The sequence below is a fragment of the Allobosea sp. 05T422_2 genome, from assembly GCF_056396265.1.
Genome location: NZ_JBFTLD010000039.1, coordinates 20,373 through 35,407 on the forward strand (window position 1 = coordinate 20,373; position 15,035 = coordinate 35,407).

Below are 15,035 nucleotides of genomic sequence, written 5' to 3' on the forward strand. Positions count from 1 at the left end.
GCTCAGAAGGCCCAGCAGGAGCAGCCCAGTGCTCCCCAGAACGAACCCTCGTCGCGCACCGGCACGGTTGCGGCCAGGGCCGAAGCATGTGCGTGTCCGTGGACGCCGCACGCGCTGGCACAGCCACAGGCGGCCGCGAAGGCATATTTGCGGACATCCATGCCCGCACGCTTCTGATATCCGCCGAAGGTCCTGACCGGCGACCAGTCCGGCATGGCCGGCGGCAGTGGCGGGGCAAGCCCGGCATAGTCGCCGGTGCCATGAACCGGCTTGCCGCCGAGCAGCGTCAGGACGCTCTCGATGTCCTGGATCTCGTCCTCCGGCACGGTCATGTAGTCGCGGTCGAGCACGACGAGATCGGCAAGCTGGCCGGTCTTGATCTGGCCCTTCTTGCCTTCCTCGGTCGAGAACCAGGTATTGGCCTGCGTCCAGAGCCGCAGCGCGCTTTCGCGGTCGAGCAGGTTGCGCTGCGGGTAGAGCCTGAGGCCGCCCAGCGTCTTGCCGGTCACGAGCCAGGCGAGCGAGACCCAGGGGTTATAGCTCGCGACGCGGGTCGCGTCGGTGCCGGCGCCGACAGGGACACCGGCCTCGAGCATGCGCGCGATCGGTGGTGTGCGCTCGGTCGCCTTGGCGCCATAACGTTCGACGAAATCCTCGCCCTGGAACATCATCCGGTGCTGCACGGCGATGCCGCCGCCGAGCGCTGCGATGCGGTCGATGTTGCGATCGCTGATCGTCTCGCAATGGTCGAAGAACCAGTGCAGCCCCTGCAAGGGCGTGTCGCGGTTGACCTTCTCGAAGACGTCGAGCGCGCGGGTGATGGTCTCATCGTAGGTGGCATGCAGGCGCCAGGGCCAGCGGTTCTCGGCGAGCAGCCGCACGACGGGCTCGAGATCGCCCTCCATCGTGGACGCCATGTCCGGTCGCTCGATCCTGAAATCCTCGAAATCCGCAGCCGAATAGACCAGCATCTYGCCAGCGCCATTATGGCGATAGAGATCATCGCCCTGGCCGGGTTTCACCTGGTTGGCCCAGCCCGCGAAATCGGCGAGCTCCTCCTTCTGCTTCTGCGTGAAGAGATTATAGGCGAGCCGCAAGGTCAGCTCGCCTGCGGCATGCAGTTTCTCGATGATTGCGTAGTCATCCGGATAGTTCTGGAAGCCGCCGCCTGCATCGATGATGCTGGTCACGCCGAGCCGGTTCATCTCGCGCATGAAATGGCGCGTCGAGTTGAGCTGGTATTCGGGCGGGAGCTTGGGGCCTTTCGCCAAGGTGGCATAGAGGATGTTGGCGTTAGGCTTGGCAATCAGCAGTCCGGTCGGGTTGCCGTGTGCATCGCGCTGGATCTCGCCGCCCGGTGGATCGGGCGTCTCCTTGCCGTAACCGACAGCGCGGAGGGCCGCGGCGTTGAGCAGGGCGCGGTCATAGAGATGCAGGATGAAGACCGGCGTCTCGGGGGCGATCACGTTGATCTCGTCGAGCGTCGGCAAGCGCTTCTCGGCGAATTGATGTTCGGTGAAGCCGCCGATCACCCGCACCCATTGTGGCGGCGGGGTCACTGCGACCTGGCGCTTCAGCATCTCCATCGCCTGGGCAAGCGAGCGCACGCCGTCCCAGCGCAGCTCCATATTGTAGTTCAGCCCGCCGCGGATGATGTGCATATGGCTGTCGATCAGCCCCGGAATGACACGCCGGCCGCCGAGGTCGACGATCGCAGTCGTCGGGCCGGCCAGAGCGCGCATCTCCTGTTCCGCTCCGGCGCCGATGAAACGGCCATCGGAGATGGCAACCGCCTGCGGATCTGGGTTGCCGCGGTCCAGAGTGCTGAAGCGTCCGTTCACGAGAAGGAGGTCGGCGGTCATGGCGGCTTGTCCTGTCGTGTATGTCTGAGCGGCAGCCCGGCCGCCGAGCAGCGTGGAAAGCGCGCCGGCCGCGCCGCCGAGCGTGGTCTGTCTGCGGGTCGGGTTCATGAAGGCTTGCTGCCGGCATCGTTGCGTTCGGCCTGCTTTTCGGCGGAGCGCGCGGGCAGGGCGCCGAAAAGGTGCTCGCCGCATTCGCTCCTGAGCCAGCTGATGCTGAGCCGCTCGCCCGCCAGGACGCGCTTGGCGATCGGTACGATCTGCTCCCCGGCCAGGATGCCGAGGAGACCGATCAGCGCCACCACCGGTGGCGCGGGCGAGCGGACATTGAGCAGGCTGTAGATGATGCCGACCAGCAGACCGGCCCCCAGGGCCAGCAGATAGGGCTTCATAGCGACCTCCCTTGGGCTCTGGCCGCCCGACAATCAGCCTTTCACGAAAGCGAGCAGATCGGCGTTGACCAGCTCCGGATGGGTCGTGCAGAGCCCGTGCGGGAGCTTCTCGTAGACCTTGAGCGTGCCGGGCTTCAGCAGCTTGATCGAGAGCAGGGCCGCGTCGGCGATCGGCACGATCTGGTCGTCATCGCCATGCATCACCAGTGTCGGCACCTCGACCGCCTTCAAATCCTCGGTGAAATCGGTCTCCGAGAAGGCCTTGATGCCGTCGTAATGCGCCTTGGCGCCCCCCATCATGCCCTGGCGCCACCAATTCCGGATGACGCCCTGCGACGGTTTCGCGCCCGGGCGATTATAACCGTAGAAGGGCCCACTCGGCACATCGAGGAAGAATTGCGCACGATTGGCGGCGAGCGCCTGCCGGAAGCCGTCGAAGACCTCGATCGGCAGGCCGCCCGGATTGGCCGCGGTCTTCAGCATCAGCGGCGGCACCGCGCCGATCAGCACCAGCTTGGCGACGCGGCCCTTGCCATGGCGGACCGTGTAGTGCAGCGCCTCGCCGCCCCCGGTCGAATGGCCGACGTGAACGGTGTTTCGCAGGTCGAGATGCTCGACCACCGCCGCAGCATCGGCCGCGTAATGGTCCATGTCATGACCGTCTCCGGTCTGGGTCGAACGGCCATGGCCGCGCCGGTCATGGGCGACGACGCGGTAGCCCTTCGCGAGGAAGAACAGCATCTGCGCGTCCCAGTCGTCCGAACTGAGCGGCCAACCATGGTGGAAGACGATGGGCTGGGCGTCTTTCGGACCCCAGTCCTTGAAGAAGATTTCGAGACCGTCCTTCGTGCTGACCTTGGGCATGATCAATGTCCCTCTTGTGCGCCGAACATCGTCTTGGCGTAGATGATGCCGAGACCGTAGGCCCCGCCGAACTTCTTGGCGATGCCGGTGGTGAGATCGTAGGTGTCCGTCCTCGCCCAGTCGCGCTGCAGCTCGAGCAGATATTGCAATGCGGTCATCGGGCGGGCGCCGGCCTGTACCATCCGTTCGACGGCCCGCTCATGCGCTTCGTCGGAGACGTCTCCGCAGGCGTCGGTGATGATGTAGACTTCAAAACCCTGGTCGATGGCCGAGAGCGCGGGACCGACGATGCAAACCGAGGTCCAGAGGCCGGCAAGCAYGATGCGGCTCTTGCCGATCTCGTTGACGCGCGCGATTACCGCGGCATCCTCCCAGGTGTTCATGGAGGTGCGATCGAGCAGCTTCTGGCCGTTGAAGGCAGTCGTGATCTCCTCGAACATCGGCCCGGAGAAGCTCTTCTCGGCGACGGTGGTCAGGATGGCCGAAACGCCGAAGCCGGCGGCGGCATGGGAAATCAGGGCGGCGTTGTTGCGCAGTGCCACGGCATCGATCGACTTCGTTGCGAAGGACATTTGCGATTGAAAGTCGATCAGGATCAGGGTGTGATCCTGGGGAGAGAGCAGCAGTTTACCTGGAACCGGAGTTGCGCGAGCCATGAACCAACCTCCATCGCGGCAGTGAACACGGCTGCACGCTAGCGCTGCAATACGGCCTCGACCAGTAGTAACCTTATGGATACCGCAAGCTTGCCATGAACAAGATTGAGAGAATTGAAGCCGACGATAGCAAATGCCGGGTGGAACCTTTGCTTAAGTTCCTTGCCCAGGAATGGATGAGCCATATCATCTGGGCTCTCGGCCAGAATAACGCGCTGCGGTTTGCGGAGCTTCGCCGCGCGCTGCCCGGATCGATCTCGGCGCGTGTCCTTTCCGCCCGGCTCAAGTCACTTGAAGGCAAGGGCTTCGTCATCCGCTGCGACTTGAGCGAGAATGTCCGCCATGTCGAATATAGCCTGACTGAGGAGGGGCAGGCTCTCGACGCCGAACTGAGGCGGAGCGAGGCCTTTTCCCACGCGCGGTATGGCCTGGCCCTGGCACGTTCGGCGGGCGAGTAGGCATCCGCCGAGAGAACCACCCCAACGTTGCTGTCTTGAATGCCTGGCGTTCAGATCGGCACCATCGTGGGGGATGCAGCCCTTTACGGCTGGGTGTGGAGAACGCGTCCACCGAGGCTGGCGCCCTGCAACAGCCCGACCAGATCGGCCTGGCGTTCGAGGCCCGTTTTCGCAAAGACCCGCTTCAGAGTGGTTCGAACGGTTTCTTCTCCGATGCCGAGGGCGAGCGCGGCATCGCGGGGGCGGCTTCCGGCGGCGATCAAGGCAGCGAGCTTCGCCTCCGCCGGTGTCAGGTCGAACAGTCCCTGGATGACCGAAGCGGTCGGGACCTCTCCGGGGACGACCGGCGTTACGACCAGAATCGCATGAGCTTGCGACAGCACATCGTGCCCCGCCCCGGTCACCGGCACGAGATGCGCGATGAAGGGCGGATTATCGCCCTCGGCGGCAATCGGGATCGAGCGGACAGCGGCATCGTGGGGCGCTTTGCCCAGGGCTGCGAACGCCTGGAGAAGCAAGCGGTCCGCAGACGGATTGGTGAGCCCGAGCCGGGACGGGCGGTCCTGCGCGACATCCGGCATCAACCTGACGAGGAGCGGATTCGCAGCGAGGGCCTGTCCGCGCCACCCGAGTACGGCCGCAGGAAGGCCGATCATCTCGAGCGCGTGGGCAACGGTGCGGGCACGCTCCATGTCGAACCGCGCTGCCAGGATGCCGGCGCGGGCAAAATGGGACCGTGTGCGATCGACCTGTGCGACGAGATCGCGCCCGACCGGCCCCGATGCATAGTCGCGTTCGGCATGGACGATGATGGTGTCGCCGCTCGGAACCTCGATTGCGGTCGCGACGCCGAAGCCATAGCCACGCGGGATGAAGAAGTCCCGATAGATCGGGTCCTGAGCCATTTCCTGCATGGTGAAGACGTCGGCATCGGTTGCAAAACCGGGATGCTGCAGCGCCATCAGACGTTTGGTCCGCTCGTTCGACGCCCCGGGATAGAGGCTGAGAAAATCGAGCCAGAGCTGTTCAAACGCGGGTGAGGAGTTGATGAATCGCATCTCCTCACCCCGGACGGTGCAAAGCACCGCGTCCTTCGCGCTGCAGATATCGGCGAATTTGGCGAGCACGGATGGCCAGAGGCTTGGCACAAGGGCTGCCTCGTAGACGGCATCGATGAGTTGATGCTCGCGTGGATCGCTCATGCCACCCTCCGGTCCTGACCGATCATCGGCCGATACCGCGCTGATTCAGCAATACAACAATAGTAGGGCGCTTCGGCCATCAGCCGGCTCACTATCAGACAAAGTCCGGTGCCAGTCCACGATCGCCAGGGGGGCGCCGGCGTGCTTCCGGTATGCAGCTGGCCATAGGTTCGGTCCGTTTGAGAGTTTGGCCCCGCCGTTCGACGGGGCTGGCGGCCGCTTCTCAGAGGAACATCCCGTCGGTCCTTCCGATACGGGCTTTACAATATACATACGACTGTATATCAAACGTGAACTGTGAGGTGCCGTGATGACGAGCGATAAGAGGAAGGAGCGCGGCGACCGCGCTCGGGCCAACATTCTTCACCATGCAACCCGAATCGCCTCCGTCGAGGGGTTGGACGGTCTGACGTTCGGGCGCGTGGCTGCTGATGCGGGGGTTGCACGAGGCAACATCCAAATCCTCTTTGGCGACAGGGAGGCGCTGCAGCTCGCGACGATCGAGAACGGCGTGTCGCTGTACGCGGACGCTGTCATTGGCCCCGCCAGGGCAAAGCCAATCGCGGTCGAGCGTCTCATCGCTCTTATCGAGGGCTGGTACACGTTCGTGGAGCAAAGAACGCTCCCGGGCGGTTGCCTGGTTCACGCGCTGAGCAGTGAATACCGCACGCGTCCGGGACGGATCCGCGATCGCGTGGAGCACCATCGACTGGAGGCGAGGCAGTGCATCGTCAATCTGTCGACCGAAGCAATGCGGGCGGGAGATCTGCCGGCCGACACCGATATTGAGCAACTTGCCTTTGAGCTTACTTCGTATCAGGCATCGGCCAATGTGGCAGCCCTGATGGAAGAAGCCGACCAGTTCGAACTCGCGAGGCTCGCATCCAGGCAGCGGCTCCGGGCGGCGCGGGGTCTAAGATGAGCTGCGACCCATTCCGCTCCGGAGAGCCGGAACGCCAGCAGCGACCTGCCGCTCGTGGCCGATCTGCAGATTTGTTGGCGAGGCGAGACGGGTTGCCGCCAGCTTTCCGAACCTTCCTTGAAGACTTGAATTCCATCCTGCCGGGCCCCTAGAGAGCCTCTCAGCGAACGGTTTCGTACGCCTGAAGGCCGAACGTCTTGATGAGCCGCGCCGCCGCGCCGGCAGGCCGCTCATATCCCAATTGTCCAACCAAACGACTTGGCATCGGTGCTGACATCGCCGGGCCGGAAAGGTCCACTCATGGTCGCTGCGCCGCTGCAAACTCCACGTGAAGTCGATCGGCCGCAGGCCAAGAGCCCATGGCTCCCGGTTTCGATGCTCGCATTCGGTGTCTTTGTCGTCGGAACCGGCGAGTTCGTCCTGGCGGGCTTGCTGCCCCTTCTCAGCAGTTCGCTCAAGATCGCGCCGTCCGTCGCGGGGCAGGTCATCACGATCTTCGCGTTGACCTGCGCGCTCGCGGGCCCGGTCCTGACGACGTCCACCGGGGGATGGGACCGAAGAACCGTACTGGTCGCCGCAGTGGTGACTTATCTTGCCGGGAGTGTCTGGACTGCGCTCGCGCCGTCCTATGCTCATGTACTGGCCGGTCAGGTCGTGGCTGCTCTCGGCGTTGGATTATTTGTGCCGACCGCCACCGTAACTGCTGCCGCGATGGTTTCGCCAGCACACCGGGGCCGAGCCATTGCTTTGGTCGTGAGCGGCTTCACTGCGGCGACTGCGCTTGGGGCACCCTTGGGTACAGCGTTCGGCGGGATGTTCGGCTGGCGGTCGACCATGTGGCTTGCAACCGGACTGGCCGTGGTTGGCGTCATCGGGATCGTCATCTCCGTCCCGAAGACAACGACGATCGCGACAGCACCGGGGTTACGCCAGCAAATGCGGTTCCTGCTCGAGCCTCAAATCGCTGCGGTCCTCGGAGTGACCCTGCTGGCCTTCACCGCTGTGTATATGCCCTACACCTATATGGGGATCATCTTTGAAACGGCGACGCAGGGAAACAGTCTCTACCTTGCGGGGCTCATGACAACGCTTGGCGTGGTTGGCACTGTCGGGAACCTGGGCGCCGGTATGCTCGCCGACCGCTTTGGCGGCCGCAGGGTGGTGGCGATCGCCTTGGTCTGGCTCATTCTCAGCCTGGTCGTCCTGCGATCGACCACCGATAACCTGGCATGGGCCTTTGCATTGATCGCGGTCTACGGCATCGCCGCCTTCGCCATTACGACGCCGMAACAGCACCGACTGATCTCCCTGAAGCCTGAAGCCGCCGGTGTTCTCGTTTCGCTCAACCAGGCAATCCTGTACCTCGCCATCGCACTATCGGGTTCCATCGGCGGTCTAGGAATTGAGTGGCTGGGCTCGAACAATCTCGGCTTCGTCGCTGCGGTGCTGGCAGGCATGGCATTGGTGCTGTCATTGTCGATGAAATCGGAGAGCCATGCTCACCGATGAGGATGCAATCCGCCTGGTGCAACGGGTATCTGCCATGGAGGGCAGGAACACTTGCACCCGGTCGTAAGACGGTCGCTGTTGCCAAGGACTGTTTGATTTCGCTCATCGCTCGTCGCCTGGTTTGCTATTCATTGCTGTGCAACCAGGACGTCGAGCGCTCACCGCGTTACATTTGGCCACGAGGCAAGAGGGGGGCAAATGCGGTCGCCTTCATCTCCACCAGCCCATCTGCCGCGTTGAGTTCAGCGACGGCCAGTTCGACGCAGGCGGGATAGGGGGCGGGAAAGAACTCGTCCCGGACGGCCGCAATCGCGGCCAGTTGTCCTGCTTTGTCCAATGCCAGTCGGTCGCTGCCGAGCACATGAAACATCTGAAGTTCCACGACATCATCCACACGCGCCCCGCATGCGTTCAGAAGCTGTTCCATCAATGTGAAGACACGACGCAATTCGCTACGAAAGCGCTCGGCGTCCATCGCTGTCGGTTGCCTGTTACTGGCGACAAGCCCGGACAGAAATACAAAATCTCCAGCGCGCCGCGCCGGGGCATAATGGAACTGTTCGACATCGTCCTTGAGCACGGCGGGCACCACCACCTTGCCAGTGGACGTAGCATGATCGCCGATCGAACGATTGACCTGTTCTTCCATCGTGTTTCGAGCTCTCGGGGGCATGGTTTGGGCGCGTCGGCCTGCGATCTACACGTGCAGCGGGGCCATTGACGGAGCGATGAGCGCCTCGAGCTCGTCTCGCGTGGCGCCATCGCGGGCTTGCATTGAAAGGCCTTGCATCACTGCGCTGTAGTAGTTGGCCAGCACCGGGATATTGCTCGAACCCGGCAGGTCACCCTCCGCTACGCCCCGAGCCAGCCGGGCGCGAATACGCATCTCGGTTTCCTCGCGAATGCTCCTGAGCAGTTCGCGCAGTGGTTCGGTTTCAATCTGGCAGTTCACCACGCCGAGGATCAGCAGGCAGCCGCCAGAGTGTGGTGCGCTGAGCGCCGTGTCGATGCTGCCCTGAAGCATGGCGCGGATCGACTCCCGTACGGTGGTGCCTTCGTCGAGCGCGCGCAGGGCGCCAGATCCCGCGGTCGCCACATAGAGCTCTACCGCCTCCCGAAACGCTGATTCCTTCGAGACAAAGGCTGCATAAAAACTCGGCGGCGTAATCCCGATCGCTGCCGTCAGGTCGTTGAGCTGAGTGCCCTCATACCCCTTGGCCCAGAACACTTCCACGATGCGCTGAAGTGCGTGGTCACGGTCAAAGCTGCGCGGGCGGCCTCGGACTGCCATGGTGTCCCTTTCTGTAGCGCAATTTATATAAAGCCTTGACCATGGCACGCAAGCCGGGTAGCGAATTTTATAGTGAGAATTATAGAATGGATTGAGTGACAATGGACACTGTCGATCGCAGCAGCCCGGCGAGTTCGGCTTCCGGAACGCCGACAGCGCAGGCCGTGCGGGAAGGACTCCCGGTAGTGGTCTATGTCCTGGGATTGACGATCTTTTCGCTGACCACATCGGAATTCATGGTCGCCGGCATGATGCCCTCGCTGTCGGCCGCGCTTGGCGTAACGATTGCCGAGGTCGGGTATCTGATCTCGATCTATGCGGCGGGGATGGTCGTCGGTGGGCCGCTGCTGACCCTCGCGCTTCTCAAACTCGGAGTTCCAAACAAGCGTGCACTGCTTGGTTTGCTTGCGCTCTACAGTGTTGGAGGGATCATCGCCGCGACGGCGGATGGGTATGGCATCATGGTTGCCGCGCGGATCATCACCGGTGTTGCCGGGTCGGCATGTTTCGGGGGGTCGTTGGCCATCTGTGCCGAAGTCGTTCGACCGGACGCGAGAGGGCGGGCCTCATCGATCGTGCTCGCCGGGTTGATGCTCGCGACGGTCCTGGGCGTGCCGGCTGCGACCTTGATTGATCAGCGCTTTGGCTGGCGAGCGAGCTTTTGGCTGGTCGTCGCGCTCGCGATGCTGTGTGCCGCTATCATAGCAGCATTGGTTCCGGCATCCAGGAAATCGGCCCAAATCAGCTTGAGCACTGAACTGGMATCGTTCCGAAACGGCCAGCTTTGGGCGGCCTATGCCACGAGCGGTCTGATCATTGGCGCGACCTTTGCCGCATTCAGTTATTTCTCGCCGATCTTTACGGATGTGACGGGCTTTTCTCCTGCCACGGTACCCCTGCTGCTCGGCGCTTATGGTGCAGCCAACGTCATCGGCAACGCGATCGTTGGGCGCTTCGCCGACAAGCATACGATTCCGATCCTCGTCGGCGGCCTGATCGCATTGGCGGGGACGCTCGCGACATTCGCAGTCTTTGCCGATCACCGCATTATCAGCGTCGTTGCTTTCATTGCGATAGGATTGGTCGGGGTCCCCATGAACCCGGCGATGATTTCACGCGTCATGAAGACAGCGCACCCCGGGCCATTGGTGAACACAGTCCACACATCGGTCATCAATATCGGTCTTGCGGCAGGCGCCTGGTTCGGTGGCATCGGTATCGTCGCCGGTTATGGTTTGCGCTCGCCGCTTTGGATCGGTGTCGCGCTGGCGCTGCTCGGTCTCGTCAGCCTCATGCCGCGCAGCGTCAGGAGATCGGTGCAATGACTGCCTAACGGACGCCAAGCAATATCCGGGGATGCAGGCACTCAGACGGTTCGCAGGCCAGGGCAGCCTGGACGGCCAATCGCAGATGCCGTCCGCGATCGACGGTTGGCGTCAAGAGCGGTTGGCGCGTCACCGGCCCAAACTCGGGGCTAAAACGATGGCGGCGTGCAGGCACTTACAACTTCGCAGGCAACCGGTCCCACGCATCTAAACCGATGCGGCCTTCGGCTATCGAAATAATACGCATCGCCGGGGCCCAGTATTCGGCGCTGATCCTCGACCGTGACCTCCAGCCGGCCAATGAGGACAATTCCGCCCTCTTCGCCATCATGGGCGAGCAGCACACGACCTGTGTCGGTCCCTGGTTCGTAGCGTTCCTTCAGGATTTGAAGTGCGCGACCGAACAGGCTCTCGCCCACTTGCCGATACGAAATCCCGCCCTTGCCAATCTCAACCAATTCACTGGCTTGATAGAAGGTCTGTTGCGGCCTGTCAGGCTCCATTGAGAAGAATTCGCTGAGTCCAATGGGAACTCCATCGAGAATTCGCTTCAGGACTCCAACGGATGGGCTAATGGAGTTCGACTCGATCAGCGATATCGACGAATTGGCTATGCCGACACGCCTAGCGAGCGTGCGCTGCGATAGATTGTATTTCTGTCGGATGAATCTAAGGCGAGCACCTACGTCCACAGACACCGAACTCTCCTCCCCGCCAACCCGTGCTTGTCCCGCGACGATCCTCGACACATCTTCGTCCCGTGCGCTTGCCGTGGGACATACGCCAACTGTGTTTGACGCGAAGGGGACAGCTTATCTGTCAAACCGACGCCCACGGGCCCCAAATGAGCTCATTTTCGTGTCGGAGCTTACCGGCCCGGCATGGCGCAGTCACCCCTCCGACATCGATGCCGATCACCCGCTGTTCCTTCTGTTCAATATCTGCATCGATCTGTCTTTGTCTCCTTATAAATCAGCGTCTTATGTTTCATCCGAAACAGACTTGTTGGCAATGACGGAACGTGGCTTGTGGCAGGCAGACAAGGGAGCACGCCATGACCGCCAACACTCCGCCAGCCTCATTGCAGAACGCCCGCTCGCTCGACAGCTACTGGATGCCCTTTACCGCCAACCGGCAGTTCAAGGCCGCGCCGCGGCTCCTCGCCTCGGCCCAGGGCATGCACTACACCACCGATGATGGTCGCAAGGTGGTCGACGGCACGGCCGGGCTCTGGTGCGTCAATGCCGGACATGGCCGCCGCCAGATCACGGAAGCGGTCGAGCGCCAGCTTTCGACCCTCGATTATGCGCCGTCCTTCCAAATGGGGCACACGATCGCCTTCGACTTCGCCGAGCGCCTCGCCGCCCTGGCGCCAGGGGCCGGAGAGGCGAAACTCGATCGCGTCTTCTTCACCGGTTCGGGCTCGGAATCAGTCGATACGGCTCTCAAGATCGCCATCGCCTATCAGCGCGCGATCGGGCAGGGGACGCGAACCCGCCTGATCGGCCGCGAGCGCGGCTATCACGGCGTCGGCTTCGGCGGCATTTCTGTCGGTGGACTGGTCAATAACCGGCGTGTCTTCCCGCAGCTTCCGGGCAGCGATCATCTGCGCCATACGCATGATCTTGCCCGCAATGCCTACACGAAGGGGCTCCCGGAGCACGGCGCCGAACTTGCCGACGATCTGGAGCGCCTGGTCGCGCTGCATGGCGCGGAAACGATCGCGGCGGTGATCGTCGAGCCCGTCGCAGGCTCGACCGGCGTTCTGTTGCCGCCGAAGGGCTATCTGCAGCGCCTGCGCGAGATTGCGACGCGTCACGGCATCCTGCTGATCTTCGACGAGGTCATCACCGGGTTCGGCCGTCTCGGCACGCCCTTTGCGGCCGAGTATTTTGGCGTGGTGCCGGACATCATGACGACGGCCAAGGGGCTGACCAATGGTGCGGTGCCGATGGGCGCCGTCTTCGCCAGCCGCAAGGTGCATGATGCGCTGATGACCGGTCCGGAGGCTGCGATCGAGCTGTTCCATGGCTACACCTATTCCGGCCACCCGATCGCTTGCGCCGCTGGTCTCGCGACGCTCGACATCTATGCCGAAGAGGGGCTCCTGACGCGCGCCGCCGAGCTCGCGGCGAAATGGCAGGAGGCGATGCATAGCCTCAGGGGCGCTCCGCATGTGATCGATATCCGCACCATCGGCCTCGTCGTCGGCATCGAGCTCGAATCGCGCGCTGGAGCGATCGGGGCGCGGGCTTATGACATCTTCGTCGACTGCTTCGAGAAAGGGCTGCTGATCCGTGTCACCGGCGACATCATCGCTCTGTCGCCACCGCTGATCGTCGAGCCCGGGCAGATCGACGACATGGTGTCCCTGCTCGGCGAAGCGCTGAAGCGCGCAGCCTAGAGCAAGCGCCGGTGCATTCGCGGCCATTGCGCTTGCCGCCTTCGACGGAGGGCGTCAGGCGCGTCTCCGCCGGTGCGGCGCTGCCTGCGATCGAGGTAAGGACGCCGCAGGAGAGCAATTCACACCGGGTGTTGCTGCAGCCATTCCAGCAGCAACACGTAGCTGACGGCCAGAAGAACGGGCCCGACGAATAGTCCGAGGAGCCCGTCGACGATCATGCCGCCGATAACGCCCATCAGAATGACCGGCATCGGCACATTCAGCCCTCTGCCGAGCATCAATGGTCTGAGAATGTTGTCGCCGAGACCGACGACAATATTCCAGATCAGAAAGATGACTGCCGGCTGCGTTGCTTCGTAAATGAAGACATAGCCGACCACAGGCAGCGTCAGCAAAATCAGCGGCACCTGCATGATGCCCAATATGAGCGCAACAAGGGTCAAGGGACCGGCTGCCTGAATTCCTATGGCGAAGAAGCCCAGGCCTAAAAGCGATGACTGGATCAGAGCAACGCCAACAACCCCGAGTCCCACGCCGCGGATCGTGGCTGCGGTCAGCGTGACCAGTTGCACCGCGCGCTCGTTGCTCCCTGTGACGCGTGTCAACAGGCGTCTAGCGAACGTTGCTGCGTCCTTGCCGTAGACAATGAGTACCGTGGCGATCGCGAAGGAAAGAACGAATGAGAGTTCGCCAACGGCAAGGCCACCAGCGAACGTAGCCAGCCATGCCAAGGGCCCGCTGAGCAGGTGGCCGTATTTTGCCAGCGCCGCCGGCAGGTTGGAGGCGACGAGTGTCCAGATCTCCGTTAATTTCTTGCCGATCAAAGGGGTGCCATCGAGCCATAGGGGTGGCTGTGGGATGGTTACGTTCTGGCTCTGCAAGGTCGAGATCAGCGAATAGAGCGTCGTCGCAAGCGACGTCACCGCAATCACCATCGGCCCCAGCATCAACACGACGCCGATCAGTCCGATCAGCAGCGCCGATCCACGATTCCCGAGCCGCGGCATCAAGCGCAGATGGAGCGGATACAGCATCACCGCCAGGATCGCTGACCAAATCAAAAGGAATGCAAAGGGAAGCACGATCCGTGCGCAGGCATAGACCAGCAGGGCAACCAGACCGACCCGAATGGCATTGTCGATCATGGTCGAGGGGCGACCGAGGTTTGGAGCCTTCCCGTCCATCGATCTGCCCCCTTAAACAGTTTGCTGCAAGAGCCTCGTGTGGTGTGTAGTACTCAGCCCATTCTGGACCACGTCGGAAATGCGACGAGAATGGGCTGGATCTCCGGTGGACGCAGCGGAAGACGAGTTCCAAGTGCCTGCATATCCGATTGGCCGAACAACCACGGCTCATCGTTGGCTGACACGCAGAACACAGTACAATGAACGTAAGCCCTGTAAACTAACGTTCTGGCATTCGATGATGTGCCCGGGAATCGRCATGTCCGGTTCCGCTGGCGACTGGCAGAAAGTCGAGTACTCTCCAACGCGCTCGTCAGCGTACCGGCGGCGCACCCATCTTCGCGAGAACAGATTAATCCATCCGAAACGGCGATCTTGACCGGTGAATACGATCGATAGACAGTTCCGGCAGTCGGAAATTCGCTCATGGCAGCTTTCGACCCGTTCGGTGGCCGACGCCTTGTTCTAGCGTTCGACGCACAGATGGAAGCGCTTGCCTTACTATAATGGAAGGCTGCCGCGGTCTGCTTGGGGGCGTCTGGGTGCCTAATCTTACGAGGTTTCATCTGATGGAGCCCAAAGAGAAAAGGCGCGCCTCTTTCTTCGCCCTCGCGCAACAATTCCGTGTGATAGGGCCAATTCTGTCCGGAGTGCTGGTTGTCATGATCGGGCTCGGATTGGTGATTGGACGCATCGTCCTGACCGGTCTTGTTGCAGCGGGCAGCGTCCAAGCGCTCCGCGCGACGGAGATCGATTTTACTGACGAGAAATAAGGTTCAACTGAGAACGCCTGGAGTGACGCCCGGAGCCCAAACGAAGGTGCCAGTTCCAAGACAGGGAAGGCCTACCTGATGGCAATGATTGCGCCGCTGCTCCGAGAAATCCGCCACAATGCCATTCTCTGGCTGTTGGCGATGGTACCCGCAGTATTCATCGCCCAGCGCCTCAAGCCCGAAGCACATACACTCC

Annotated in this window: 15 protein-coding genes; 6 read left to right on the forward strand and 9 right to left on the reverse strand. The window is 62.3% G+C overall.

Translation table 11 applies throughout. From position 1 onward, the window contains the following. Positions 1-2 precede the first annotated feature (2 nt). The 4 genes from AC1DJT_RS10070 to AC1DJT_RS10085 are packed head-to-tail and all read right to left on the reverse strand — an operon-like array spanning position 3 to position 3,771. Complete coding sequence (locus tag AC1DJT_RS10070) at positions 3-1,970, reverse strand: amidohydrolase (RefSeq protein WP_476833989.1); 1,968 nt, start codon at positions 1,968-1,970, stop codon at positions 3-5. Next, positions 1,967-2,251: a XapX domain-containing protein gene (locus AC1DJT_RS10075; protein WP_441504276.1), complete on the reverse strand. Its 285-nt coding sequence runs from the start codon at positions 2,249-2,251 to the stop codon at positions 1,967-1,969. Before AC1DJT_RS10075 ends, AC1DJT_RS10070 begins: the two co-directional genes overlap by 4 nt. A gap of 33 nt (positions 2,252-2,284) precedes the next feature. After that, positions 2,285-3,115, reverse strand: a complete 831-nt coding sequence (locus AC1DJT_RS10080) for an alpha/beta fold hydrolase (RefSeq protein ID WP_476767671.1) — start codon at positions 3,113-3,115, stop codon at positions 2,285-2,287. Between the two features lie 2 nt (positions 3,116-3,117). Then, positions 3,118-3,771: a hydrolase gene (locus AC1DJT_RS10085; protein ID WP_476833990.1), complete on the reverse strand. Its 654-nt coding sequence runs from the start codon at positions 3,769-3,771 to the stop codon at positions 3,118-3,120. A gap of 95 nt (positions 3,772-3,866) precedes the next feature. Between AC1DJT_RS10085 and AC1DJT_RS10090 the strand changes: the two genes are divergently transcribed. Then, complete coding sequence (locus AC1DJT_RS10090) at positions 3,867-4,229, forward strand: winged helix-turn-helix transcriptional regulator (protein WP_476833991.1); 363 nt, start codon at positions 3,867-3,869, stop codon at positions 4,227-4,229. A gap of 83 nt (positions 4,230-4,312) precedes the next feature. Here AC1DJT_RS10090 and AC1DJT_RS10095 read toward each other — a convergent pair whose 3' ends face one another. Then, positions 4,313-5,431: a helix-turn-helix transcriptional regulator gene (locus AC1DJT_RS10095; protein WP_476767673.1), complete on the reverse strand. Its 1,119-nt coding sequence runs from the start codon at positions 5,429-5,431 to the stop codon at positions 4,313-4,315. 310 nt (positions 5,432-5,741) lie between these two features. Between AC1DJT_RS10095 and AC1DJT_RS10100 the strand changes: the two genes are divergently transcribed. Further along, positions 5,742-6,353, forward strand: coding sequence for a TetR/AcrR family transcriptional regulator (locus AC1DJT_RS10100; RefSeq protein ID WP_476767674.1), 612 nt, complete (start codon positions 5,742-5,744; stop codon positions 6,351-6,353). Between the two features lie 300 nt (positions 6,354-6,653). After that, positions 6,654-7,862: an MFS transporter gene (locus AC1DJT_RS10105; RefSeq protein ID WP_476833992.1), complete on the forward strand. Its 1,209-nt coding sequence runs from the start codon at positions 6,654-6,656 to the stop codon at positions 7,860-7,862. Between the two features lie 166 nt (positions 7,863-8,028). On the opposite strand, the gene AC1DJT_RS10110 is transcribed toward AC1DJT_RS10105, so the two are convergent. Continuing rightward, positions 8,029-8,511 carry a Rid family hydrolase gene (locus AC1DJT_RS10110; protein ID WP_476767676.1) on the reverse strand — a complete coding sequence of 161 codons (483 nt, stop codon included), beginning with the start codon at positions 8,509-8,511 and terminating at the stop codon, positions 8,029-8,031. Positions 8,512-8,559: 48 nt separating this feature from the next. Beyond that, a complete protein-coding gene (locus AC1DJT_RS10115; protein ID WP_476767677.1) occupies positions 8,560-9,153 on the reverse strand; it encodes a TetR/AcrR family transcriptional regulator in 594 nt (197 codons plus the stop codon). A 101-nt stretch (positions 9,154-9,254) separates the two neighbouring features. On the opposite strand from AC1DJT_RS10115, the gene AC1DJT_RS10120 reads away from it, so the two are divergent. After that, positions 9,255-10,478 carry an MFS transporter gene (locus AC1DJT_RS10120; RefSeq protein WP_476833993.1) on the forward strand — a complete coding sequence of 408 codons (1,224 nt, stop codon included), beginning with the start codon at positions 9,255-9,257 and terminating at the stop codon, positions 10,476-10,478. 149 nt (positions 10,479-10,627) lie between these two features. Here AC1DJT_RS10120 and AC1DJT_RS10125 read toward each other — a convergent pair whose 3' ends face one another. Beyond that, positions 10,628-11,176 carry a cupin domain-containing protein gene (locus tag AC1DJT_RS10125; RefSeq protein WP_441487838.1) on the reverse strand — a complete coding sequence of 183 codons (549 nt, stop codon included), beginning with the start codon at positions 11,174-11,176 and terminating at the stop codon, positions 10,628-10,630. Positions 11,177-11,532: 356 nt separating this feature from the next. On the opposite strand from AC1DJT_RS10125, the gene aptA reads away from it, so the two are divergent. Beyond that, positions 11,533-12,882 carry an omega-aminotransferase AptA gene (aptA, locus tag AC1DJT_RS10130; RefSeq protein ID WP_476775330.1) on the forward strand — a complete coding sequence of 450 codons (1,350 nt, stop codon included), beginning with the start codon at positions 11,533-11,535 and terminating at the stop codon, positions 12,880-12,882. A 119-nt stretch (positions 12,883-13,001) separates the two neighbouring features. On the opposite strand, the gene AC1DJT_RS10135 is transcribed toward aptA, so the two are convergent. Further along, positions 13,002-14,027: an AI-2E family transporter gene (locus AC1DJT_RS10135; RefSeq protein ID WP_476833994.1), complete on the reverse strand. Its 1,026-nt coding sequence runs from the start codon at positions 14,025-14,027 to the stop codon at positions 13,002-13,004. Positions 14,028-14,635: 608 nt separating this feature from the next. Here AC1DJT_RS10135 and AC1DJT_RS10140 point away from each other — a divergent pair. Then, positions 14,636-14,839 (forward strand): hypothetical protein, encoded by a 204-nt coding sequence (locus AC1DJT_RS10140; protein WP_441504286.1) that lies wholly within the window; start codon positions 14,636-14,638, stop codon positions 14,837-14,839. Positions 14,840-15,035: the final 196 nt, after the last annotated feature.